Here is a 21,712-nt window from a genome sequence, read left to right on the forward strand (position 1 = left end):
GGGGGGGGGGGGGGGGGGGGGGGGGGGGGGGGGGGGGGGGGGGGGGGGGGGGGGGGGGGGGGGGGGGGGGGGGGGGGCGCGGGGGGGGGGGGGGGGGGGGGGGGGGGGGGGGGGGGGGCCGGGGGGGGGGGGGGGCCCCCCCCGCCGCTCGTCGGGTGTCAGCCGAAGATGCTCGCGATCACCGGCTGGCTGGACTTCTGCCGGTCGGTGACGTCGGCGAGGTCCGGTCGCGGCAGCTGAGGCACGTCCGCCGGGTTCTCGAACTCCAGGTCGACGTCCTCAGCGTTGGTCACCGGGCCGTGGCCGGCCTCGGCCTTGATCCCGTTGGCCTCAGGGCTGTTCAGCCAGGCAGTGAGCAGCTTCGCCGCGTCGGCGTTCTCGGCGCCGTCGATGACCCCGGCGTACCAGTAGGTCGCCCAGTTGCCGCCCTCGACGGGGTAGGTGATCTCCACCGGCGCCCCGTCCCCGGACAGGGTCAGGTAGTTGCCCATGGCGCCCATGAGGCAGACGTAGGCGCGACCCTGGACCACGGCGTTGTGGCACTCGGCGGTGTTGGACGCGATGACCACGTCCTGGTCGGCCAGCTTCTCGAGGTACTCCTCCCCGAGGGAGTCCTCGTTGAGCACGAGATCGGCCCACTGCATCCCGCCGCCGTCGGTAGCGGGATCGGTCATGGTGATCTTGCCCTTCAGAGCCGGGTCGAGCAGGTCGTCCCAGCTCTCCGGCACGCTCCCCACGTCCTGACGCGTGTCGTACACGAATCCGCGGGGCGAGGCCGAGACCGCGGTGAGGGTCCCCGCGTCGAGCGAGAACTGCGGGTCACCGGTGAGCTCCTCGGCGTTGAACGGGCGGTACTCGGAGAAGTAGTCACGGTCGGCGAGCGCCACGGCACCGGTGTCGCCGGTGATGACCACGTCGGCGATGCGCTGGCCGGAGGACTGCTCCTGCGAGACCTTGGTGTCGAGCTCGGCGCCGACGATCTGGAGGGGCTCGACCTGGATCTCCGGGAAGCGCTCCTGAAAGCCCTCGAAGACGGCGGGCCAGGTGGCCGTCAGCGGCGTGTAGACATTGACCGTGGTCTGTCCGCTCTCGACCGCCGAGGCGTACATCTGCTCGAACTCCGCCATGGCCTCCGCGCCGCCGAGGCCGGCTTCGGCGTCGACGCCCTCGCGTGCGCCCAGGCCCTCGGCGGCCGGGGCGTCCCCGCCGCAGCCGGTCAGCGCCAGGGCCGAGGCCAGACCCAGGACGGTGAGGCTCTTACGTGCTTTCATGTGTGGACCTTTCGTGATGATGGTGCGTGAGGGTTCAGAGGGGCAGGCAGGCGAGGGAGTCCGGGGGGATCGCCGCGGTGACGGTGTCGCCGCGGGAGGGTGCGCCGTGGGGCCAGATGTTGGCGACCTCCGCCGTGCGCAGGGAGACGGAGAAGCGCTGCGGGCCCATCTCGAGGACGTAGATGTACTCGTCGCCGAGGTAGACGATGTCGACCACCGTGCCGGTGCACCGGTTGGGCATCGTCTCGGCCGGCTCGCCCATGATGACGGAGGCCGAGCGCATGGCGATCTCGACCTGGTCCCCTTCGCCCAGTCCGGCGCGGGCAGGACAGTCCAGCCGCAGGTCGGTGCCGTCGAGGCGGACGGCGACGCCGTGGGCGTCGGCGGTGACGACCGTCGCCCCCAGGAAGTTGTCGTAGCCGACGAAGTCGGCGACGAAGTGCGAGACGGGGTGCCAGTAGATCTCCCGGGGCGTGCCGACCTGCTCGATCTCGCCCTTGTTGAGCAGGACGATGCGCGTCGACAGGGAGACGGCCTCCTCCTGGTCGTGGGTGACGTAGATGGAGGTCGTTCCCACGCGGCGGTGCATGTCCCGCAGTTCGCTGCGCATGTCCTGGCGGAGCCGGGCGTCCAGGTTGGACAGGGGCTCGTCGAAGAGCAGCAGGCGGGGGTCGGCGACCAGGGCCCGGGCCAGGGCCACGCGCTGCTGCTGGCCTCCGGACAGGTCCGTGGCCATGCGGCTCGCGTACTCGTCCAGACCCACCATCTCGAGAACGTCGCGCACCCGGCGGGCCCGTTCCGGCACGCTGACCTTGCGCATCCGGAGCGGATAGCCGACGTTGGCGGCCACGGACATGTGTGGCCACAGGGCGTAGCTCTGGAAGACCATGCCGATGTCCCGCTTCTCCGGGGGAACGTGGCGGCGCTCCGCGGGGGCGTCGACCACTTCGTGGCCGATGGACACCCGGCCGCCCGTCGGGCGCTCCAGTCCCGCGATGCAGCGCAGGGTGGTCGTCTTCCCGCACCCGGACGGGCCCAGGAGCGTCAGGAACTCGCCCTCCTCGATCTCCAGGTCCAGCGCCGGCACGGCCGGCGCCGCCTTGGGGGAGTACCGCTTCTCCAGGGACTCGATGATCACTCTTGCCATGGCTCTTCCTATCGGGTGGAGGCCGCGCTGACGGCGCGGGTGTCGTCGGGGATCTGGTCCGGGTCGGGCGCGGGGGTCGTCCGGTCGGGTTCCGGGTCGGGCCGGACGGCGTCCACCAGGGCGCCGCGGGACCTGGTCCTGCGCTCGGCGCGCCGGCGCAGGAGGCGCCCGATGCCGAGCATGAGCGCCCCGCCCAGGGCCAGCAGCACGAGCAGGACCAGGAGGAGGGCGGCGGCCCGGGACCCGTTGCCGAGCTGGGTGTAGTAGTTGTAGACGAGCAGCGAAACGGTCTCCGTCCGCGTGCTGGAGAGCAGGATCGGGATGTCCAGGCTGCCGGCGGCCATCACGCCGGTGATGAACCAGGAGGCCAGGAAGGTGGGCCCGATCAGGGGGATGACGATCGTGCCCATCATGCGCGGGGCGGAGGCGCCGTGGACCCTCGCGGACTCCTCCAGCTCGACGCCGAGCTGGCCGACCGGCCCGCTCGTGGCGCGCTGGGCGATCGGAGTGACCACGATGATCAGGGCGATGAGCACGATCCAGATCGACCCGTAGAGGTTCCGAAGGCCGGGCAGGCTCAGGTAGGCCCAGGTGATGGCCAGGGCCAGCACGATCCCGGGCACCGCGACGACGGCCCAGACGACGAGTTCGGGGGCCTTGGCCAGCCGGCTCTTGCTCCGCAGCGCCAGGTAGCTGATGAGCACCGCCAGCGACGTGGCGAAGAACCCGCCGGTGACGCCGACGAAGAAGGTGTTCTGCAGGGCCCTCAGCACGTTCGGCGAGTCGAAGAGGTCGAGGTAGTGCTTGAGGGTGAAGCCGGAGACGCCCAGGACGGGCTGGAGCGAGCCGATGACGAGCTGGACCAGGGGCACCACCAGCGCCACGGCCGTGTACAGCAGGAAGAGCGCGAGGCCCGCCCACTTCCAGGCGCCGATGTCCTCCCGCTCCAGGCGGTAGGCCTTGCCGGTCACGGTGATGAAGTTCCGGTTGCCGAGGGCCTTGGACCGCAGCAGGACGAGCAGGTAGATGATGGCGATCAGCAACAGTGCCAGCGCGCTCGCGGAGTCGTAGCGGATCGGGGTGGTGGCGAGGAAGTCGTAGATCTGCGTGGGGAAGACGTAGATGCCGGCCGGCACGCCCAGGATGAGGGCGACGTCGAGCTGCCCCAGGGAGTTCACGAAGCCGAGGATCGCCAGGCCGGACAGGGTGGGCAGCAGGATGGGGATGTTGATGTCCACGAACAGCCGGAGCCGGCTTGCCCCGGACAGCCGGGCCGCCTCCTCCATCGAGCGGTTCAGGGCACGCACGGGGCCCAGCAGGAGCAGGTACATCACCGCGATGCCCTTCAGACCGCTCACCAGGATCAGCCCGGTCCAGGAGAACGCGTCCAGGCGGGGTCCGCCCTCCGGTCCTGTGCCGAGCACCTGGGTGATCAGCCCGGTCGGGCTCGTGAGCATGCCCCAGCTGATCGCGAAGAAGAGCGTCGGGATGGCGAAGATGGTGATCATCGTGACGGTGATGGCTCGGCTTCCCGGGGTGTTGGTCCGGGTGGACAACCAGGCGAAGACGAACCCGCCCACGATGCCGATGGACTGCACGCCGACGGCGTAGAGGACCGAGGCCCACAGCGTCTCCCACGTCGCCGGGTCCCCGTAGGCGTTCGTGAACCCGGAGAGCCCGAAGTCCCCGCTGGTGCCCGGCTGGCCGCTGCGGAAGGCGCCGTAGACGAGCATCAGCAGCGGATAGCCGAAGAACGCGGCGATGAACAGCAGGAAGACGAGCAGCGGTGCGCTGACTGATCTGAGTCGGTTCACGATGGCCTCTCCGTGGGTCTCTCCGGACATTCCGCATGAGCTCACGGGTCCGGGTGCTGATGCCCCATCCTGTGTGTGATTTATGACACTGTCAACGGATTCTGCATAATTTGGTCTAAAAGATTTTGTCCCCACTCGTGTGGATGACACGCGATCAAGCAACTTCGAAACATGGGTGGCGTGATCCGGATCACGAATATATTCTAGTCTTGATAGTGCAAACCGTCGGCCGAGGGGTCGCCGATCCACACCACGAGGAGAACGCCATGAGCGAGAGCACTCTCGACACCCCGACCACCTTCGATCCGCGGGCGTTCCGCGACGTCATGGGGCACTACCCGACGGGCGTGGTGGTGGTGACCGCCATGGTCGACGACGCGCCCGTGGGCATGGTGGTCGGCACCTTCAGCTCCGTCTCGCTGGAGCCGCCGCTGGTCTCCTTCATGCCGATGACCACCTCCGCCTCCTACGCGAAGCTGCGGGCGGCGGACGGTGTGTGCATCAGCGTCTTCGCCCACGACCAGCTGCAGGCCTGCCGGACCCTCGCCTCGAAGGACCCGGAGAAGTTCGGCAAGGTCGAGTGGAGCCGTTCGCCCTCGGGGGCGCCGGTGATCGCCGGCGCCGTGGCGCACATCCACGGGCGCATCGAGCGGGAGATCGAGGCCGGCGACCACTACATCACCCTGGTGGCCGTCGACGACATCGCGGTGAGCCGGCCGGTGACGCCGCTGCTGTTCTTCCAGGGCGGCTACGGCGGCTTCTCCACGACGGGGCTGTCCGCCCACGTGGACGAGTCGCTCATCTCCGCCGTGCGGATCGCCGAGGCGGCCCGCACGCAGCTGGACCGGCTCGCGCGGCGGTTCGGGTGCTCGGCCGCGGCGCTGGTGCAGGTCAGCGCCCTGGACCAGACCATCGGCGCGACCTCCTACGGCGGGGACGCCGACGCCGACGAGCGCATCGGTGTGCGCGTGCCCCTCATCCCGCCGCTGGGCGAGGCCGCCGTGGCCTGGAGCCCGGACCAGGTGGACCGCTGGGTCTCGCGGATCCAGCCGCAGGACGAGCAGGTGGGCACCGCCTACCGCGAGGCCGCGGAGCGGGTCCGCGAGCAGGGGTACGCCATCTCCCGCGTGGACCACGACCCCGAGGGCTACGAGCGGCTGGGGGAGGCGCTGAGCGAGTACGCCGGCGGCGAGCTGACCCCGGCCCGCGACCGTGCCGTGCGCACCACCATCGCCGGCGCGAACCACTTCTTCGGCGGCTCCGTCGAGGCCTCGGAGACCGGGATCGAGCTGGCCAGCGTGGTGGTGCCCGTGTTCGCCCCGGACGCCGACGAGCCCGCCAACTCGGGCCTGGTGCTGCGCCTGTGCCACCTGCCCGCGGCGGTGGACGGCGCCACCGTCCAGGAGTGGGTCCGCGCCATGCAGGACGCGGCCGCCGAGGTCACCGAGGCGCTCCGGACCAGCGCCCGCAAGGACTACGCCCGGTACGCCGCCGCCGGGCTCCGGTACGCCTGAGCGCGGACCGGAGCAGACACGCCCCCTCCGGGGTGGGCAGCTCGCCCCGGAACAGGACCAGAGCACCACGGGAGCCCCGCATGAAGAACCCGCACACCGCCGCACCGACCGCCGTGCTTTCGCGCCCGGCGGATCCTCCGCCCGCCCCTGACGCGCCCGCGAACACGTCCTCCCCGGACCCGCGCACCCCGTCCCCCCAGGGGGCCCTCGAGCTGAGCCGGCGCCGTGCCGTGACCTGGCAGGTCGAGGGGGCCGTCGTCACAGGGGACCAGCGCGGCCGGCTGCTGGGCTTCCCCACCGCCAACGTCACGGTGCCCGACCAGCCGTGGCGCGACGGGGTCTGGGCGGCCACCGTGCAGATCGACCCGGCCCAATCCGGACCGGTGCACCTGGCCGCGGTGTCCGTCGGCCGCCGGCCGACCTACTACGGCAGGGACGGAGTGCGCCTTCTGGAGGCCCACCTGCTCGACTTCGCGGGCGACCTCTACGGGTACACCGTCCTCGTGCGGCTGCACGAGCGGCTCCGGCCGCAGCGGCGGTACTCCGGGTCGAAGGAGCTCGTCGAGCAGCTGCACCGGGACGTGGCCGGGACACGGGCCTGGGCCTCTCGCCAGGACGCCGCACGGACGCCCGACGCCTCGCCGGGTGCGCCGGAGCACGGTGCCGCGGGCGGCGGTCGACGTCGCCCGGTGCGCAAGAAGCGGCGGCTCAGCCCGGAGGACGTGCAGCACCTGCAGGAGCGGCGGCACCGGAAGCGCGAACAGCTGATCGGAGCCACGGTGCTCGACCTCAGCCGTCAGGGGCAGCCGCCCACCCACGACCTCGTGGCGCGCCGCACCGGCCTGCCGGTGGACTTCCTGCGCTCGCGGTACCCCACCGCCGAGATGCTGGCGGAGACGGTGGGCCGGGCCGGCTGACCTGCCGCAGCCGGGGTTCGCACACCCTCGACGCGCTGCTGATGACTGAGCGCATCGGTGCTGCGTCGTGCGTTGCGGCGCCCGCTGGACGCGGCGCCCGGTCCGCCCCGCTGTCCGGTGCTGCGGGAGCCCCTCCGGGGCGGCCGTCCCACCTGTGACGCTCGTCGCCGGGTGCTCGTGCACCTCGAGTGCTCTGCACGGGCGAGGATGGTCTCCATGACACGTCGCCCGCGCCGCCCCGACCTCTCGACCGACCGGGCCGGGGTGCACCCTCCCGGTGCTCGCAGGATCCCCCGCCGGCTCGTGCAGCTCTATGCCGGCCTGGTGCTCTACGGCATCACCCTGGGGATGCTCGTGCGCGCGGAACTCGGTGTCACCCCGTGGGACGTGCTGCACCAGGGACTGTCCCGGCAGTTCGGGGTGAGCATCGGCACGGTGGTGATCGTGGTCAGCGTGCTGCTGCTGCTCCTGTGGATCCCGCTGCGCGAGCGGCCCGGAATCGGCACCGTCAGCAACGCGATCGTGGTCGGGCTGGTGCTCGACGCGACCCTGGCGGTGCTGCCCCCGGTCGAGTCGATGCCGCTGCGGGTGCTGCTCGTGCTCGCCGGCGTGCTCCTCAACGCCGTGGCGACCGCCGCCTACATCGGGGTGCATCTGGGGGCCGGTCCGCGGGACGGACTGATGTCCGGCCTGGTGCGGCGGACCGGGGGATCGGTGCGCGTGGTGCGCACCTCGATCGAGGTGGTCGTGGTGCTCGCCGGGTGGCTGCTCGGCGGCACGGTGGGTCTGGGCACGGTGCTCTACGCGCTGGCCATCGGGCCGCTGGTCCAGCACCTGCTGCCCCGGCTGAGCGTCCGGCTGCACCGCTGACGCCACGGCCCGATCGGCACGCCCCCCGCCCAGGGGTCTGGCCGGGACCCAGGGGCGGGCCGCGGACCAGGGATCAGGCGCGGCGGTGGGCCCGAACCGCGGAGTGGGCCAGGCGCCGGCCGGCCTCGATCGGTGACCGGGGGGAGCCGCGGAGGAAGGCGGCCAGGGTTCCGCCGTAGGCCAGGAGGACCTCGTCCGCCAGGTCCTGGGCGCGTTCCCCGGCGAGAGGGCGGGAGAGGTGCAGGAGGCGTTCCGCGAGGAGGGCGGTGTCCGCGGCCAGGGCGTCGTCGATCTCGTCCGCGGTCTCGGGAAGCTCGGTGGCCGCGGCCAGGAAGGCGCACCAGCGTGCCGGGTGGTGCTGGTCGCTCCGGTAGACGGCCATGGCGTCGAACACCGCGAGCAGGCGCGCCGTGTCGTCGGCGGCCGCGACCACGTGCTGGTCCCAGACCGCCCGCCAGTCCGCCAGCCGGACCCGCAGCGCCTCGGCCACCAGGGCGTCCTTGCTGCCGAAGTGCGTGTACAGGGTGGCCGCCGAGACGTCCGCTTCGCGCAGCAGCTCGTCGACGGGCGTGGCTCGGATGCCGCGGTCGAACAGCACGCGGTCGGCTGTCTGCAGCAGCCGGGTGCGCGCGGGGAGTCGCTGGGCGGTGGTCACGACACCACTGTACCGGCCACTGTTTCAGAACGATCGTTCTGGTGTAACGTAACGAGCGTTTTGTCGATCGAGGTTCTGGAGGATGTCCGATGAGAGCTCTGGTGGTCAGCGGAATGGCGCTGATCGCGGCGACCTACGGGTTGGCGCGCTTCGGCTACGGGCTCTTCCTGCCCCGGTTCACCGAGGCCTTCCAGATGGGCTCGGTCGTGTCCGGGCTCATCCAGGCCGGGAGCTTCCTCTCCTTCTGCTTCGCCGCGGTGCTCGCCTCGCGCCTGGCCGCCCGCCCGCGACTGGTCGTGGTGTGCGCGGGGGCGACGGCCGCGCTGGGCTCGGCGGGGGTGGCCGCCTCGCCCACCGCGGCCGTCCTCGCGGTGAGCGTGGTGCTCGCCGGCGCCGGCGCCGGGTTCGCCACCCCGGGCCTGGTCACGCTCATCGAGCGCAACCTCGCACCGGCGCGCCAGGAGAGCGCCCAGACGGTCGTCAACGCCGGCACCGGAGCGGGCATCGTCGTCGCCGGCATCATCCTGCTCCTCGTGATCGACCAGTGGCGCCTGGGCTGGGCGCTCATGGCGGCCATGGTGGCCCTGGCCACCGTGGCCACCCTGCGCGCCGACCGGTCCGCGCACCAGGACCAGGCCACGGACCGGCCGCCACGGGCGCGGGTCCGTGATCTGGCGCCGCTGGCCTGGCCCCTCGTCGCGGCCGCGCTCGCCGGCGCCTCGAGTGCGGCGCTCTGGACCTTCGGCCGCACGGCCATGGCTGCTGCCCGCACGGGCGAGGAGACGTATTCCATCGTGGCCTGGATGGTCCTGGGGGCGTTCGGCGTGCTGGGGGCCAGCGCCGGGAAGATCGTCCAGGCCTGGAGCCTGCGGACGGCCTGGAACGTGACCGTGGTGGTCATGGCCGGCGCCACCATCCTCCTGGGCGCGGCGCCGGGCGCACCCCTCGCCGCGTACCTCTCCGTGGCCCTGTTCGGGGCCGGCTACACCGCGGTGTGCGGTGTGCTCATCCTCTGGGCCGAGCGTGTGGTTCCCGACCACGGCTCCGAGGGCACCGCCGCACTGTTCATCGCCCTCGCCGTCGGCCAGGCGGCCGGCTCGGCCGTGCTGGGCGTCCTGTTCAGCCCCGGCGCCCCGGCCCTGGCCTTCACCGTTGCCGGTGTCATCGGGATCCTCGCGGTGCTGCCGGCCACGAAGCGCTGGTCCGAGGTGCGGTCCTCCTCCGCCGCACCGGCACCGGACCCCGCAGGGCTCAAGAGGGTGAGCCGATGACGCCGGAGGGCCGTGGTCCTCGCCGTGAGCCTGTCGTGGTCCCCGCGGCCAGACCGGACCATGCGACCCCGGAGCCCTCGGTCCGCGACCGGGCCCGCACCGCCGAGGGCGCGCCGGAGCCGGTCACCGCCTCGGCGGCCGACGCCGCGGGACCGACGGGCCGTGACGTCACGGATCCGCCGCCGGCCGCCGAGCCCCTCAGGGCGAGGGGAGTGGCAGCACCGTGCGGTACTTCCCGCCCGCGCTCTGCTGCGGGGCCTCGGTGGTCATCTCCACGGTGACGTGGGCCAGGCCGAGATCGGCGAGCAGGCCGGTGATCCCCTCGCGCACCGCCGCCCGCACCGGCTCGGGGTCCGCACCGGCCGCGGGAAGCAGCCGGACCTGCAGGCTGGTCGGGGTGGTCTGGACGATCTGGAACAGCTCCACGTCCGGGGTGCGGTCGATGACGGTCCCCAGGGCCAGCGGGGGCACCGCGATCCGGCTCCGCCCGTCGTCGTCGGGGAAGGTGAGCACGTCCGAGGAGCGCCCCTGCACGCGCAGGGCCGGTGCCGGGTTCCCGCAGGTGCACGGCTCCGGCTTCATCAGGACCCGGTCGCCGACGTCGTAGCGGATGATCGGCTGGACCCGGTTGGCCAGGTTCGTCATCAGCACCGTGTGCGAGACGGTTCCGGGTGGGACGGGGTGGTGCTCGGCGTCGACCGGTTCGAGGATGAGCCAGTCCTCGACCAGGTGCAGCCAGCCCTCCGCGCAGCTGGAGGCGGCGTAGCCGGACTCGGTGCACCCGTAGACCTCCCGCACGGGCGCCCCGAAGGCCCGCTCGAGGCGGGTGCGCTCATCCGGCGGCAGGCCCTCGGCGGTGCTGAGCACCAGCGCCGGGCGCAGGCGCAGCCGCCCGGCCTCCTGCTCGGTGGCCAGCAGGCGCAGCATGCTGGCGTAGGCCCCGAGCATGAGCGGGCCGAAGGCGTTGAGCTCGGCCACCAGCTCGGGCAGCGGCCGGTGGACCGAGAGGATCCGCAGCCGGCGGTGGCGCCGCGGCCGCTCCCGCATCTCCCGGGTGCTGGTGGCCACGGCCAGGAAGTGACCGCCGGTGGCGACGACCGCGGCGAACCGGCCCCCGCGCACCGTGAGCCGCACCACGTCCCGTCCGGACAGCCAGCCCGTGGACAGCCGGGCCATCAGCCCCGAGGTCACCGCCCGGTACCGGTCGTCGAGCACGAAGACGCCCCGGGTGCCGGTGGTGCCGGCGGTGGTGGCCACCAAGTACGTCCCGGCGAACCGGTCCCCGATCCGGGCCGGGTCCGCCACGAACTCCTCGACCGCCGCCAGGGTCACCGCCGGGTCCGTGGCCACCTCGTCGAAGTGGGCCATCAGCTGCCGCTTGTCCGTCACCGGCAACGAGGTGACGTCCTCGACGCGCTCCGGCAGCCCCTGGTAGAGCCGCCGGTAGTAGGCGGAGTGCTCCCGCGCGAAGGCCACCAGCTCGGCCAAGCGCTCCCGCTGCCGCGACCGGATCGCCGCCGAGCCCTTCCGGTGGGCCCGGCGGGCGTCCCACCACACCCAGGCCGCGCTGGTTCCGCGGGCGCTCGCCGCCGTCCTCCGCCGTGTCCCCATGGCACGACTCTAGGAACCCGGTGCCGGGGGTGACAGGGCCGCCGCGCAGGTGACGGAATCAGTCCTCGGTCTCTGGGCCGGGCGGTCCGCCCGCTCGGGCCGTGCCCCGCGGAGGCGGGCGGCGCCGCCTGGGCACGAGTCCCCGCGCCCTCGTGGCCGGCGCAGTGGTCAGGTCTCCAGGAACTCCAGGACGGCCGGCCAGTGCGCCGAGGCCGGGTCGACGACGTCGAAGTGGTGGGCGCCCCGGACGATCACGGACTCCACCGGGGAGTCCGTGGTGTGCTCCACCGGCACGCGCCGGTCCCGGTCCCCGTGCAGGGCGCGCACCGTCCGGCGGCGGTCGGCCGGTGCCTCCGGCCACCGTGCGGCCGGGTCGGCGTGCGCGTAGGCCTCCGGCAGCTCCTCGGGCGTCCCACCCATGAAGTCGACCACGGCTCCCTCGCCGATCCCCTCCCGCGCACCGCGGGTCAGGTCGGCCACCGGGGCGAGGGCGCGGATGCGCGGAACCGGGCCGGCGCCGTGACCCAGCCCGGAGATGCCCCACCACAGGGCGAGGTGCCCGCCCGCGGAGTGGCCGGCCACCGTGAGGGGCAGGTCCGGGGCGGTCTCCGGGTGCCCCGCGCGCTCCAGCAGCCGGGGCAGCCGCGCGCTCAGCAGCTCCATGTCCTCCAGCGTCGCCGGGCAGGCCCCGCTCCCGCGGCGGTACTCGGGCACGAGCACCAGGTGCCCGCGCCGCGCCAGCTCCCGGGCGAGGGGGGTCGCGTGCGTCCGGTCCACCGCGCGGCGCCAGTAGCCGCCGTGCAGGAGGAGGAGGGCGCGGCGCGGGAGCGCCGTCGGGCGGAAGACGTCGACCACGTGGTCCGCGGCGGGACCGTAGGCGAGGGTCGTGTCCGGCGGCTCGGGCCGGGCGAGGAGGCCCCGGAGCGTCTCCTGCTCGGCCACGGCGGCGTCCCGGTGTCCTGCGGTGCTGTCCGTGTCCATGTCCGTTCCTCTCCTCGTCCGGCGGCCGTCCATCGGCTGTCCGGGAGCCCGTCCATCGCTCCTCCTGCCCGCCGCTAGGGTGTCATCCATGAGCATCGAGGACAGCGGCAACGGCGTCCGCGGCCGCGCCGAGACCGGTCTGCTGAACCACCAGCAGCTGATCATCACCCTGTTCGGCTTCTACGGCCGCTCCAACGGCGGCGCCCTGCCGGTGTCCGGGCTCATCCGGCTGATGGCCGACCTCGGCGTCGACGCTCCCGCCGTGCGCTCCTCGATCTCGCGGCTGAAGAAGCGCGGGGTCCTGCGCAGCGTCAAGGTCTCCGGACTCAGCGGCTACACCGTCGCCCCCGGCCTGGAGGAGACCTTCCGGGAGGGCGACGAGCGCATCTTCAGCGCCCGGCGCGCCGCGATGACCGACCACTGGATCCTGGCGGTCTTCACCGTCCCCGAGAAGCAGCGCAACCTGCGGCACCAGATCCGCAGCGGACTGATCCGCATGGGCTTCGGCGCCGTGGCTCCCGGCGTGTGGATCGCCCCCGAGCACCTGCGGGACGCCGCCCACGCCTACATGGACCGTCACGACCTCTCCCAGTACATCGACTGGTTCCGCGGCGACTACCTCGGGGCCCGCGCCATGAGCGACGCCGTCGGGCAGTGGTGGGACCTCGGGGCGCTCGAGGCGCAGTACGCGGACTTCGTGGCGCGCCACGCGCCCGTGCGCGACCGGTGGGTCGAGCACACCCGCGCGGCGGACGACGGCGAGTGCGCGGCCTTCGCCGCCTACATCCCGATGGTCACCGAGTGGCGGCGCCTGCCCTACCTCGACCCCGGGCTGCCGCTGGAGATGCTGCCCGAGGGGTGGCGGGGCCTGGTGGCCGAGCAGCTGTTCGGGGAGCTGCACGGTCTGCTCAAGGCGCCCGCCGACGCCCACGCGCACCGCGTCCTCGCCGGCGACGAGTAGCGACGGTTGCCGGACGGCGCCTACGCCTCGTCCTGGATCACCGCGACGCCCTGGATCTCGATCAGGGCCTCCTTCTGCCACAGCCGGCTGACGCCGATCCCCGCCATCGCGGGGTAGTCGCGTCCGGCCATCTCACGCCACAGCCGGCCGATCTCCCGGCCGTGCGCCATGTAGTCGTCCACGTCGGTGAGGTAGATCGTCACGCTGACGAGGTCCCGCGGCTGACCGCCCGCCTCCTCGAGGGAGGTGAGCACGTTGCGGAAGGCCTGGACGAACTGCTCGACGATCCCGCCGTCCACGATGCGCATGTCCTGGTCGAGGGCGGTCTGTCCGCCCAGGTAGACGGTGCTGCCGGCGCGCACGGCGTGGGCGTAGCCGGAGGGCGCGGGGAGGGCCGCGGGGTTGACGGTCATGTTCTGCATGGTGGTGGCTCCGTTCTGTCGGGATGTCGGGATCTCGGCGGTCGGTCGGGGCTGCGGGGTGGGGAGAAAACCTCTGGCACAGCCCCTGTGACCCGTGTTACATTCACTCTACGTGACGGTCGTCATAAAAGCGACATACGCAACGAGGGAGGACATCCGATGAGCACGGTCAGCGAGTACCGCACCGAGGGTGACAACAGCGTCTACGCCGGGGCCGACGGGCGCGTGGTCCCGGTCGTGACCCGGGCGGGCCACGAGGACACCAACACCGCCCAGTCCGGCGACTGCGTGCGGGTGTCCGGCGTGAGCATCCAGCACACCCCGGCCACCAAGATCTGGTTCGGCCAGGTCTCCAACACGCCGGGCTACCGCTCCCTGCCGCACCACCACGGCGAGGCCGAGACCGGCGGCTACGTCCTCAGCGGCCACGGCCGGATCTACTTCGGCGAGGGCTACCAGGACTTCATCGACATGACCGCCGGCGACTGGGTCTTCGTCCCGCCGTTCATGCCCCACGTCGAGGCCAACATGTCCGTCACAGAGGACCTCGTGTGGCTCACCGCCCGCACGCCCGAGAACCTCGTGGTCAACCTCGAGGACGTCCCCGACGAGTCCCTCGCGGACTACCGGCGGGTCTGAGGCCACCATGACCACCACCGTGAGCCCCACCTCCGCGACCTTCACGGCGGCCATGGACCTCCGGCCGGCCGAGGCGCAGCACTACGACGACGCCTGGACCGCCCGGACCCAGTACGTCCCCTGGCCCAAGGCCTTCGGCGGGGACATGGTCGCCCAGGCGGCCGCCGCCATGATGCGCTCGGTGGGCGAGGACCGGGTGCTGCACTCGATGCACAGCTACTTCATGCGCCCTGTCGACATCGGAGCGGACGTCCGGTACGAGGTCGAGCGGGTGCGCGACGGCCGCGGCTACTCGACCCGGCACGTGCGGGCCTTCCAGAACGACAAGGCCGTCTACGACGCCACCGGCTCCTTCCACGTCCCCGAGGACGGGCCCGACGACGCCCCGGCCATGCCGCAGGTGCCCGCGCCGGAGACGCTGCCGCCCTCGGCGGAGGTCCTCTCCGGCGTGGACGGCCCGGCGGCCGAGTACTGGGGGCACGGGCGCTCCTTCGACATGCGTCATGTCGACGGCCCTCTCTACGTCGACGCGGCCCCGGGCACCGAGCCCCGCCAGGCCGTGTGGGTGAAGGCCTTCGACCGGCTCCCCGACGACCCCGACCTGCACCGGGCCGCCCTGGCCTACGTGTGCGACTACACGATCCTGGAGCCGCTGCTGCGTGCCCAGGGCCTGAGCTGGGCCGCCCCCGGACTGCAGACCGCCAGCCTCGACCACTCCCTGTGGTTCCACCGTGACGGCCGGGCCGACGAGTGGGTGCTCTACGTGCAGGACGCCTGCTCCCTGCAGCGCAACCGGGGTCTCGTCCGCGGCCAGTTCTTCGACCGCGGCGGGCGTCTGCTGGCCACCGTGGCCCAGGAGGGCATGATCCGCCCCGGCGCCTGAGACCGCCCCACCGGCGCGCACCGCGCGCCACGAGACATCCACCGCTGCACCAGACGACGAAGAGGACACCATGCAGCTCTCTCCCTCCGCGCACCAGGACACCTTCGCGCGGGACAACCTGCCCCCGGCCGAGCAGTGGCCGGTCCTGGAGTTCACCCTCCCCGAACTGCAGTACCCCGACCGGCTCAACGCCGCCTCCGTGCTGATCGACGACGGAGTCCGGGTCTTCGGAGCGGATCGTCCTGCCCTGCACACACCCGACGGCGAGACGTGGACCTACGGCGACCTGCAGCGGCGGGCCGACCAGGTGGCGCAGGTGCTGACGGAGGACTGCGGAGTCGTCCCCGGCAACCGCGTCATGCTGCGCGCCCCCAACAACCCCTGGCTGGTCGCCTGCTGGCTGGGCGTGCTCAAGGCCGGCGCCGTGGTGGTCACCACCATGCCCATCCTGCGCTCCGAGGAGGTCCTGCAGCTCGTCGAGCGCACCCGGCCCACCGTGCTGCTGAGCGACGTCCGCTTCCTGGCGGACCTCCCGCAGGCCCTGGGCGAGGACGTCCGGCTGGTGCCCGTGGGCGGCGACGACCCCGACGACCTCGTCCAGCGCTGCGCCACCAAGTCCGGACGGTTCGAGGCCGTGCCGACCGCCGCCGACGACGTCGCCCTGCTCGGCCCGACCTCCGGCACCACCGGGGTCCCCAAGATCACGATGCACTTCCACCGGGACGTGCTCGCCAACGCGGACACCTTCGCCCGGCACATCCTGAAGCCCCGGGCCGACGACGTGTTCGCCGGCTCTCCCCCGCTGGCGTTCACCTTCGGCCTGGGCGGGCTCGTGGTCTTCCCGCTGCGCTTCGGCGCCTCCAGCCTGCTGACCGAGCGCAACACTCCGCTCGAGCTGGCCCAGCTCGTCCACGACCGCGGCGTGACCGTCCTGTTCACCGCTCCCACCGCCTACCGGGCTGTCCTCAAGGAGAACCAGGAGGCCCTCCTGGCCGGGCTCCGCACGGCGGTCTCCGCGGGGGAGCACCTGCCGGCGCAGACGTGGCGGGAGGTCAAGGAGCGGACGGGCCTCGAGCTGATCAACGGCATCGGCGCCACCGAGCTGCTGCACGTGTTCATCTCCGCGGCGGGGGAGGACATCCGTCCCGAGGCCACCGGCAGGCCCGTGCCCGGATACCGCGCCACGATCCTGGACGAGGACGGCCGGGAGCTCGGTCCCGGCCGGATCGGGCGCCTGGCCGTGATCGGCCCGACCGGCTGCCGGTACCTCGACGACGAGCGGCAGCTGAACTACGTCGTCGACGGCTGGAACGTCACCGGGGACACCTTCCTGCAGGACGAGGACGGCTACTTCCACTACCAGGCCCGCACCGACGGGATGATCGTCTCCGCCGGCTACAACATCGGCGGCCCCGAGGTCGAGAACGCGGTCAACCTCCATCCCGACGTCGTGGAGTCCGCGGTCGTCGGCCGTCCGGATCCCGAGCGCGGCAGCGTGGTCTGCGCCTTCGTGGTGCTGCGCGACGGCACGGCCGGGGACGACGCCAAGCGGCGCGAGATCCAGGACTTCGTCAAGCAGACCATCGCGCCCTACAAGTACCCGCGGGACGTCCGCTTCGTGGACGAGCTGCCCCGCAATCCCAGCGGCAAGCTCCAGCACTTCCGGCTGCGTCGCCAGATCGAAGCAGAAGCCGGCCAGCTCGCCGGAACCACGGCGTCCTGAGCCCCCAGAATTCCCGTCCTGAGAGAGGAACACTGACATGAAGATCGCCATCGTGGGCGGAGGCCCGGGCGGGCTGTACTTCGCCGCCCTCATGAAGCAGCTGGACCCCGCGCACCAGGTGACCGTCTGGGAGCGCAACGCCCCGGACGACACCTTCGGCTTCGGCGTGGTCTTCAGCGACGAGACCCTCGGCGGGATCGAGAACGCCGACACCGTCGTCGCCGGTGCCATGGCCGAGCGGTTCGCCCGCTGGACCGACATCGACATCCACTTCCAGGACGAGATGACCACGGTCGGCGGACAGGGGTTCGCGGCCATGAGCCGCAAGGAGCTGCTCGAGATCCTGCAGCACCGCTGCGCGCAGCTCGACGTGGACCTCCGCTTCCGCACCATGGCCCCCGACGTCGAGGAGCTCCGTGCGGACTACGACCTCGTGCTGGCCGCGGACGGGATCAACTCCGGGATCCGCAACCGCTTCCCCGAGGTCTTCCGGCCCACCCTGGACCCGCGGAAGTCCAAGTTCATGTGGCTGGGCACCGACCTGGTCTTCGAGGCGTTCAAGTTCTTCGTCAAGGAGACGGAGTGGGGCGTCATGCAGATCCACGGCTACCCCTACTCCGACGAGGGTTCGACCTTCATCGTGGAGATGCACGAGGACGTGTGGCGGGCCGCCGGCTTCGACGCGACCGAGGACCAGGTGTTCCCCCCGGGGGTCAGCGACGAGGAGTCCGTGGCCCGGGTGGCCGAGATCTTCGCCGAGGAGCTGCAGGGCCACGAGGTGCTCACCAACAACTCCAAGTGGATCAACTTCACCACCGTGCGCAACGAGAACTGGCGCCACGACAACGTGGTCCTGCTCGGCGACGCCGCCCACACCGCCCACTTCTCGATCGGCTCCGGGACCAAGCTCGCCATGGAGGACGCCCTCGCCCTGGCCGCGTGCCTGCACGAGCACGCCGAGGTCGCCGACGCGCTCGAGGCCTACGAGACGGAGCGGCGCCCCGTCGTGGAGTCCACCCAGCGCGCCGCGCAGGCCTCGCTGGAGTGGTTCGAGACCATCGGCCAGTACAAGGACCAGGAGCGGGTGCAGTTCTGCTTCAATCTGCTCACCCGCTCCCGCCGGATCACCTACGACAACCTCAAGCTGCGGGACCCGGACTTCGCCGCGGAGGTGGACCGGGCCTTCGCCGAGGAGCAGGGCCTCGACCAGGTGGCTCCGGCCATGTTCCAGCCGTACCGCATCGGCAGCCTGCAGCTGAAGAACCGTGTGGTCGTCTCCCCGATGGACATGTACTCGGCCGTGGACGGGGTGCCCGGGGACTTCCACCTCGTCCACCTGGGCGGCAAGGCCATGGGCGGGGCCGGCCTGGTGATGACCGAGATGGTGTGCGTGTCCGCGACCGGGCGCATCACCCCCGGCTGCACCGGTCTGTGGACCGACGAGCAGTGCGACAGCTGGGGCCGGATCGTCGACTACGTCCACGAGCGCTCCACCGCCGCCATCGGCGCGCAGATCGGCCACTCCGGGCGCAAGGGCTCCACCCGGCTCATGTGGGAGGGCATCGACCAGCCCCTGGCCGAGGACAACTGGGAGACCGTGGGTCCCTCCGCCGTCCCCTACGGCGAGGGCAGCGCGGTCCCGCGGGAGATGGACCGGGCCGCCATGGACGAGGTGAAGCAGCAGTTCGTGGACGCCGCCCGGCGTGCCGCCGAGGCCGGCTTCGACCTCCTCGAGGTCCACGCCGCCCACGGCTACCTGCTCTCCTCCTTCCTCTCGCCCGTCGCCAACCACCGCACCGACGAGTACGGGGGCGCCCTGGAGAACCGGCTGCGCTATCCCCTGGAGGTCTTCGACGCCGTGCGCGCCGTGTGGCCGGCCGGCAAGCCGCTGCTCGTGCGCCTGTCCGCGGTGGACTGGCTGCCCGACGGCAACACGGTCGAGGACGCCGCCGAGATCGCCGGGGCCTTCATCGCCCACGGAGCCGACGGCATCGACGTCTCCAGCGGCCAGATCGCCCAGGAGGAGAAGCCGCAGTTCGGCCGCAGCTACCAGACCCCCTTCGCGGACGTCATCCGGCACCGGGTGGCCAAGGACGCGGGTGCGGCGGTCATCGCGGTCGGGGCCATCTCCACCTACGACGACGTCAACTCGATCCTGCTCGCCGGCCGCGCCGACCTCTGCGCGCTCGGGCGGACCCACCTCTACGACCCGCAGTGGACCCTGCACGCCGCCGCGGAGCAGGACTACCGCGGCCCCGGGGTCGAATGGCCGCAGCAGTTCCGGGCCGGGCGGCGCAAGCCGCCGTCGGCGCGCACGGACGCGGTCAGGCCCCGGCTGTCGCTGGTGCGCGACCCGCTCGCCGAGGAACTGCCCACCCACGTCCGCTGGACCCCCCAGCGGATGGGCCAGCCCGTCGGCTGACCCGGCGAACGCCCCGCGCAGGCTGCGGCGCCGAGAGCGGGCCGGGGACCCCCGGCCCGCTCTCCTCATGCCCCGCTCCCGTTCCCGTTCCCGCTCCCGTTCCCGACGACGTCGTTCCCGCTCCCGCGCCCGCTCCCACGATTCCCGGAGGTACCCCGTGGACACCCCGATCGCCACCGCCACCGCTGTCCGCCGCGTCGAGTGGGTCGACACCGACGCCGCCGGCCACCAGCACAACTCCGCCGTCCTGCGCTTCGTCGAGGCGTGCGAGGCGCAGCTGTTCCGCGACCTCGGCATCACCAGCTACTTCGGCCAGGCCCCGCGCGTCCGGCAGGAGATCAACTACCGGGCCAAGCTCTGGTTCGGGCAGGAGGTCACCACGGAGGTGTTCCTGGACCGGCTGGGGGAGTCGTCCATGACCTTCTCCTTCCGCGTCTGGGGCGAGGAGTTCCAGGGCGCTCCCCGGCGCGTGGCCGCGGACGGCCTGTTCGTCACGGTGTGCGTGCCCTCCGGGGCGGAGGCCTCCGCGCCCTGGCCGGCGGAGATCCGGGACCACCTGCTGACCGCGGTCTCCTGAGCTTCCCGGACAGCCGAGCTCCCCGGACATCTCCAGCGGGCAGCAGCCAGCAGCCAGCAGCCAGTGGACAGCGGACGGCCCCCGGCGCAGCGCCGGGGGCCGTCCGCTGTCCGGGGTGCGGTCAGTGGCCCTTGAAGGCCTCCGCCAGCCACCACGCCCCGCCGTCGGAGACAATGCGCGCGTCGACCACGAGCGGCCGGTCGCGCGGTCCGTCGACCCACGCGGAGACCGCGGCGAGATCCTCGCGGGTCCGGACGACCACGCCCGCGGCGCCGTGGCCGCGCGCGATCGAGGCGATGTCCGTCACCGGGAAGCGGACGATCTCCAGATCCTCGTCGTCGGCGTCGAAGTGGTGCACCTCGGCGCCGTACGCGGAGTCGTTGTAGACGACGACCACCAGCGGGACGGCCTCCCGCACGGCCGTGTCCAGCTCCGAGATCGCCATCATGAACCCGCCGTCCCCGGTGCCGAGCACCGGGAGCCGGTCCGGCCGGGCCGTGGCCGCGCCGATGGCCGTGGCCAGGCCGAGACCGATCGACTGGAACGCCTGGGTGAAGCAGAAGCCGAACTCGTCCGGGACCCGCAGGTACGCGCTGGGGTAGCCCATGAAGTTCCCGGAGTCGACCGCAACGATCCGCTCCGCCGGCAGGATGGTGTCGAGCTCCCTGCTCAGCACGCGCGGGTCGATGCCGTCCGCCGTGGAGAGGTCCTCGGTCTCCTCCGAGTTCCACCGTGCATGGGCGGCGATCCGGGCTGCCGTCTCGGAGGTGCGACGTCCTGTGCTGTGGTGCCCGGAGGCGGTGAGCGCCTCGAGCGCGGCCGCGGCCGTCTCGGCGCAGTCGCCCAGGACGCCCAGGTTGATCGGCCGGTTGGCGCCCAGCGACGCGTCCTCGACGTCCACCTGGACCACGGTGGTGCCTGCCCCGATGAGGGAGCCGTGCCGCATGGTCCACATGTTCAAGGTGCAGCCCCAGCCGACGACGAGGTCCGCGTCCTGGATCGCCGCCGCGGTGAACGGCGAGGAGAAGCCGCCGGAGATGCCGAGGTCGAAGGGGTCGCCGGCGAACAGGCCGTGGGCCACGGCGGACGTCGCGAGCAGCGCCCCGCAGCTCTCGGCGAGGACCGCGATCTCGGGGCCCGCGCCCCGCCCGCCGCGTCCTGCCACGAAGACCGGCCGCTCGGCGACGCGCAGCAGGTCCGCCAGACGAGCGACGGCGGCGGCGCTCGGCCGGACCGGCTGGGGCGGATCCAGGGCCGGCACGGAGTTCGTCGCGGTGGACTCGACAGGAACGGCCTGGAGGTCGGTGGGGACCGAGAGCACCACGGTGCGCCGCTCGTTGACGGCGGTGCGGTAGGCGCGGACCGTGTCGGCCACGGCGCTCTGCGCCGAGTGCACCCGCTCGGCGACCGCCCCGACGCTGCGGGCCAGGCCGTCCTGGTCGATCCTGAAGTTGGACCGCACAGCCGCAGCGGCACTGTCCGCGGTCAGCACGATCATCGGCGTGCGGCTCTTGGCGGCCTCGCCGATCCCGGTCACGGCGTTGGTCAGCCCGCAGCCCTGGTGGGTCGAGACGATGCCGACCCGGCCGGACATCCGCCCGTAGGCGTCGGCCATGGTCGCCGCCCCGCCCTCGTGACGGGCGGCGGTGAACGGCACTCCGCGCCGGCGCAGGGCGTTGGTCAGGGTGAAGTTGCCGCTGCCGACCACGCCGAAGACGTGGCCCGCGCCCAGCTGCGCCAGGGTGTGGCCGACCAGTTCGGCGACGGTGCCGGCCGGGCGGGGCGCCGGCCGCTCGGTCCCATCGGGGCCGTGGTGCTCGAGCGTGCTCGTGGTGGTGGTCATGACGTCACTCCTTCGGGTGCAGAGCCGGGGGGGGGGGGGGGGGGGGGGGGGGGGGCCCGGGGGGGGGGGGGGGGGGGGGGGGGGGGGGGGGGGGGGGGGCCGGGGCCCCCCCCCCCCGCCGGGGAGTGCTCAGACGAGGACCAGCACCACCCAGATGCCGAGGCTGCCGAGCGCGAGCATCGCGACCGCGG

At 72.7% G+C, this 21,712-nt stretch carries 18 protein-coding genes; 10 read left to right on the forward strand and 8 right to left on the reverse strand.

The window, feature by feature from the left end:
* Window positions 1-158 precede the first annotated feature (158 nt).
* From Q0817_RS18375 to Q0817_RS18385, 3 genes are read right to left on the reverse strand one after another with little or no spacing between them, the layout of a single operon-like run.
* Window positions 159-1,271, reverse strand: a complete 1,113-nt coding sequence (locus Q0817_RS18375; RefSeq protein WP_298591549.1) for an ABC transporter substrate-binding protein — start codon at window positions 1,269-1,271, stop codon at window positions 159-161.
* A 34-nt stretch (window positions 1,272-1,305) separates the two neighbouring features.
* A complete protein-coding gene (locus Q0817_RS18380) occupies window positions 1,306-2,418 on the reverse strand; it encodes an ABC transporter ATP-binding protein (protein ID WP_298591552.1) in 1,113 nt (370 codons plus the stop codon).
* Window positions 2,419-2,426: 8 nt separating this feature from the next.
* Window positions 2,427-4,232 (reverse strand): iron ABC transporter permease, encoded by a 1,806-nt coding sequence (locus tag Q0817_RS18385; protein ID WP_298591554.1) that lies wholly within the window; start codon window positions 4,230-4,232, stop codon window positions 2,427-2,429.
* Between the two features lie 266 nt (window positions 4,233-4,498).
* On the opposite strand from Q0817_RS18385, the gene Q0817_RS18390 reads away from it, so the two are divergent.
* The 3 genes from Q0817_RS18390 (at window position 4,499) to Q0817_RS18400 (ending at window position 7,533) form a co-directional block, all read left to right on the forward strand.
* Window positions 4,499-5,746, forward strand: a complete 1,248-nt coding sequence (locus tag Q0817_RS18390) for a flavin reductase family protein (RefSeq protein WP_298591556.1) — start codon at window positions 4,499-4,501, stop codon at window positions 5,744-5,746.
* Window positions 5,747-5,826: 80 nt separating this feature from the next.
* Window positions 5,827-6,663, forward strand: coding sequence for a riboflavin kinase (locus Q0817_RS18395; protein ID WP_298591558.1), 837 nt, complete (start codon window positions 5,827-5,829; stop codon window positions 6,661-6,663).
* 216 nt (window positions 6,664-6,879) lie between these two features.
* The gene (locus Q0817_RS18400; RefSeq protein ID WP_298591560.1) at window positions 6,880-7,533 is read left to right on the forward strand and encodes a YitT family protein; all 654 of its coding nucleotides are present in this window, start codon (window positions 6,880-6,882) and stop codon (window positions 7,531-7,533) included.
* Window positions 7,534-7,606: 73 nt separating this feature from the next.
* Here the strand turns inward: Q0817_RS18400 and Q0817_RS18405 are convergent, their stop codons facing one another.
* Window positions 7,607-8,188 carry a TetR/AcrR family transcriptional regulator gene (locus Q0817_RS18405; RefSeq protein ID WP_298591562.1) on the reverse strand — a complete coding sequence of 194 codons (582 nt, stop codon included), beginning with the start codon at window positions 8,186-8,188 and terminating at the stop codon, window positions 7,607-7,609.
* Window positions 8,189-8,277: 89 nt separating this feature from the next.
* On the opposite strand from Q0817_RS18405, the gene Q0817_RS18410 reads away from it, so the two are divergent.
* Window positions 8,278-9,459 carry an MFS transporter gene (locus Q0817_RS18410; protein ID WP_298591564.1) on the forward strand — a complete coding sequence of 394 codons (1,182 nt, stop codon included), beginning with the start codon at window positions 8,278-8,280 and terminating at the stop codon, window positions 9,457-9,459.
* A gap of 198 nt (window positions 9,460-9,657) precedes the next feature.
* On the opposite strand, the gene Q0817_RS18415 is transcribed toward Q0817_RS18410, so the two are convergent.
* The gene (locus tag Q0817_RS18415; RefSeq protein ID WP_298591566.1) at window positions 9,658-11,070 is read right to left on the reverse strand and encodes a phenylacetate--CoA ligase family protein; all 1,413 of its coding nucleotides are present in this window, start codon (window positions 11,068-11,070) and stop codon (window positions 9,658-9,660) included.
* 168 nt (window positions 11,071-11,238) lie between these two features.
* Window positions 11,239-12,051, reverse strand: coding sequence for a S9 family peptidase (locus tag Q0817_RS18420; RefSeq protein WP_298591568.1), 813 nt, complete (start codon window positions 12,049-12,051; stop codon window positions 11,239-11,241).
* Window positions 12,052-12,139: 88 nt separating this feature from the next.
* Here Q0817_RS18420 and Q0817_RS18425 point away from each other — a divergent pair, with 88 nt between their 5' ends.
* On the forward strand, window positions 12,140-13,012 hold the full coding sequence (locus tag Q0817_RS18425) for a PaaX family transcriptional regulator C-terminal domain-containing protein (protein WP_298591570.1): 873 nt from the start codon (window positions 12,140-12,142) through the stop codon (window positions 13,010-13,012).
* Window positions 13,013-13,032: 20 nt separating this feature from the next.
* On the opposite strand, the gene Q0817_RS18430 is transcribed toward Q0817_RS18425, so the two are convergent.
* The gene (locus Q0817_RS18430) at window positions 13,033-13,434 is read right to left on the reverse strand and encodes a RidA family protein (RefSeq protein ID WP_298591572.1); all 402 of its coding nucleotides are present in this window, start codon (window positions 13,432-13,434) and stop codon (window positions 13,033-13,035) included.
* Between the two features lie 159 nt (window positions 13,435-13,593).
* On the opposite strand from Q0817_RS18430, the gene Q0817_RS18435 reads away from it, so the two are divergent.
* The 5 genes from Q0817_RS18435 (at window position 13,594) to Q0817_RS18455 (ending at window position 19,678) form a co-directional block, all read left to right on the forward strand.
* The gene (locus Q0817_RS18435; protein WP_298591574.1) at window positions 13,594-14,073 is read left to right on the forward strand and encodes a cupin domain-containing protein; all 480 of its coding nucleotides are present in this window, start codon (window positions 13,594-13,596) and stop codon (window positions 14,071-14,073) included.
* A gap of 7 nt (window positions 14,074-14,080) precedes the next feature.
* The gene (locus tag Q0817_RS18440; RefSeq protein WP_298591576.1) at window positions 14,081-14,956 is read left to right on the forward strand and encodes an acyl-CoA thioesterase II; all 876 of its coding nucleotides are present in this window, start codon (window positions 14,081-14,083) and stop codon (window positions 14,954-14,956) included.
* A 70-nt stretch (window positions 14,957-15,026) separates the two neighbouring features.
* On the forward strand, window positions 15,027-16,679 hold the full coding sequence (locus Q0817_RS18445) for an AMP-binding protein (RefSeq protein ID WP_298591578.1): 1,653 nt from the start codon (window positions 15,027-15,029) through the stop codon (window positions 16,677-16,679).
* 37 nt (window positions 16,680-16,716) lie between these two features.
* Window positions 16,717-19,101, forward strand: coding sequence for a bifunctional salicylyl-CoA 5-hydroxylase/oxidoreductase (locus Q0817_RS18450; RefSeq protein WP_298591580.1), 2,385 nt, complete (start codon window positions 16,717-16,719; stop codon window positions 19,099-19,101).
* Between the two features lie 157 nt (window positions 19,102-19,258).
* Window positions 19,259-19,678, forward strand: coding sequence for a thioesterase family protein (locus Q0817_RS18455; RefSeq protein ID WP_298591582.1), 420 nt, complete (start codon window positions 19,259-19,261; stop codon window positions 19,676-19,678).
* 121 nt (window positions 19,679-19,799) lie between these two features.
* On the opposite strand, the gene Q0817_RS18460 is transcribed toward Q0817_RS18455, so the two are convergent.
* Window positions 19,800-21,521: a thiamine pyrophosphate-binding protein gene (locus Q0817_RS18460; protein ID WP_298591584.1), complete on the reverse strand. Its 1,722-nt coding sequence runs from the start codon at window positions 21,519-21,521 to the stop codon at window positions 19,800-19,802.
* Window positions 21,522-21,712 lie beyond the last annotated feature (191 nt).

Source organism: uncultured Kocuria sp. (genome assembly GCF_947500125.1).
In the GTDB taxonomy this organism is placed as follows: Bacteria; Actinomycetota; Actinomycetes; order Actinomycetales; family Micrococcaceae; genus Kocuria.

Excerpts from the sequence above, each read along its gene's own strand:
- Q0817_RS18420 (WP_298591568.1), bottom strand. The coding sequence starts at position 12,051 with ATGGACACGGACAGCACCGCAGGACACCGGGACGCCGCCGTGGCCGAG.
- Q0817_RS18380 (WP_298591552.1), bottom strand. The coding sequence starts at position 2,418 with ATGGCAAGAGTGATCATCGAGTCCCTGGAGAAGCGGTACTCCCCCAAG.
- Q0817_RS18460 (WP_298591584.1), bottom strand. The coding sequence starts at position 21,521 with ATGACCACCACCACGAGCACGCTCGAGCACCACGGCCCCGATGGGACC.
- Q0817_RS18450 (WP_298591580.1), top strand. The coding sequence starts at position 16,717 with ATGAAGATCGCCATCGTGGGCGGAGGCCCGGGCGGGCTGTACTTCGCC.
- Q0817_RS18430 (WP_298591572.1), bottom strand. The coding sequence starts at position 13,434 with ATGCAGAACATGACCGTCAACCCCGCGGCCCTCCCCGCGCCCTCCGGC.
- Q0817_RS18445 (WP_298591578.1), top strand. The coding sequence starts at position 15,027 with ATGCAGCTCTCTCCCTCCGCGCACCAGGACACCTTCGCGCGGGACAAC.
- Q0817_RS18440 (WP_298591576.1), top strand. The coding sequence starts at position 14,081 with ATGACCACCACCGTGAGCCCCACCTCCGCGACCTTCACGGCGGCCATG.
- Q0817_RS18415 (WP_298591566.1), bottom strand. The coding sequence starts at position 11,070 with ATGGGGACACGGCGGAGGACGGCGGCGAGCGCCCGCGGAACCAGCGCG.
- Q0817_RS18410 (WP_298591564.1), top strand. The coding sequence starts at position 8,278 with ATGAGAGCTCTGGTGGTCAGCGGAATGGCGCTGATCGCGGCGACCTAC.
- Q0817_RS18395 (WP_298591558.1), top strand. The coding sequence starts at position 5,827 with ATGAAGAACCCGCACACCGCCGCACCGACCGCCGTGCTTTCGCGCCCG.
- Q0817_RS18425 (WP_298591570.1), top strand. The coding sequence starts at position 12,140 with ATGAGCATCGAGGACAGCGGCAACGGCGTCCGCGGCCGCGCCGAGACC.
- Q0817_RS18375 (WP_298591549.1), bottom strand. The coding sequence starts at position 1,271 with ATGAAAGCACGTAAGAGCCTCACCGTCCTGGGTCTGGCCTCGGCCCTG.
- Q0817_RS18435 (WP_298591574.1), top strand. The coding sequence starts at position 13,594 with ATGAGCACGGTCAGCGAGTACCGCACCGAGGGTGACAACAGCGTCTAC.
- Q0817_RS18390 (WP_298591556.1), top strand. The coding sequence starts at position 4,499 with ATGAGCGAGAGCACTCTCGACACCCCGACCACCTTCGATCCGCGGGCG.
- Q0817_RS18400 (WP_298591560.1), top strand. The coding sequence starts at position 6,880 with ATGACACGTCGCCCGCGCCGCCCCGACCTCTCGACCGACCGGGCCGGG.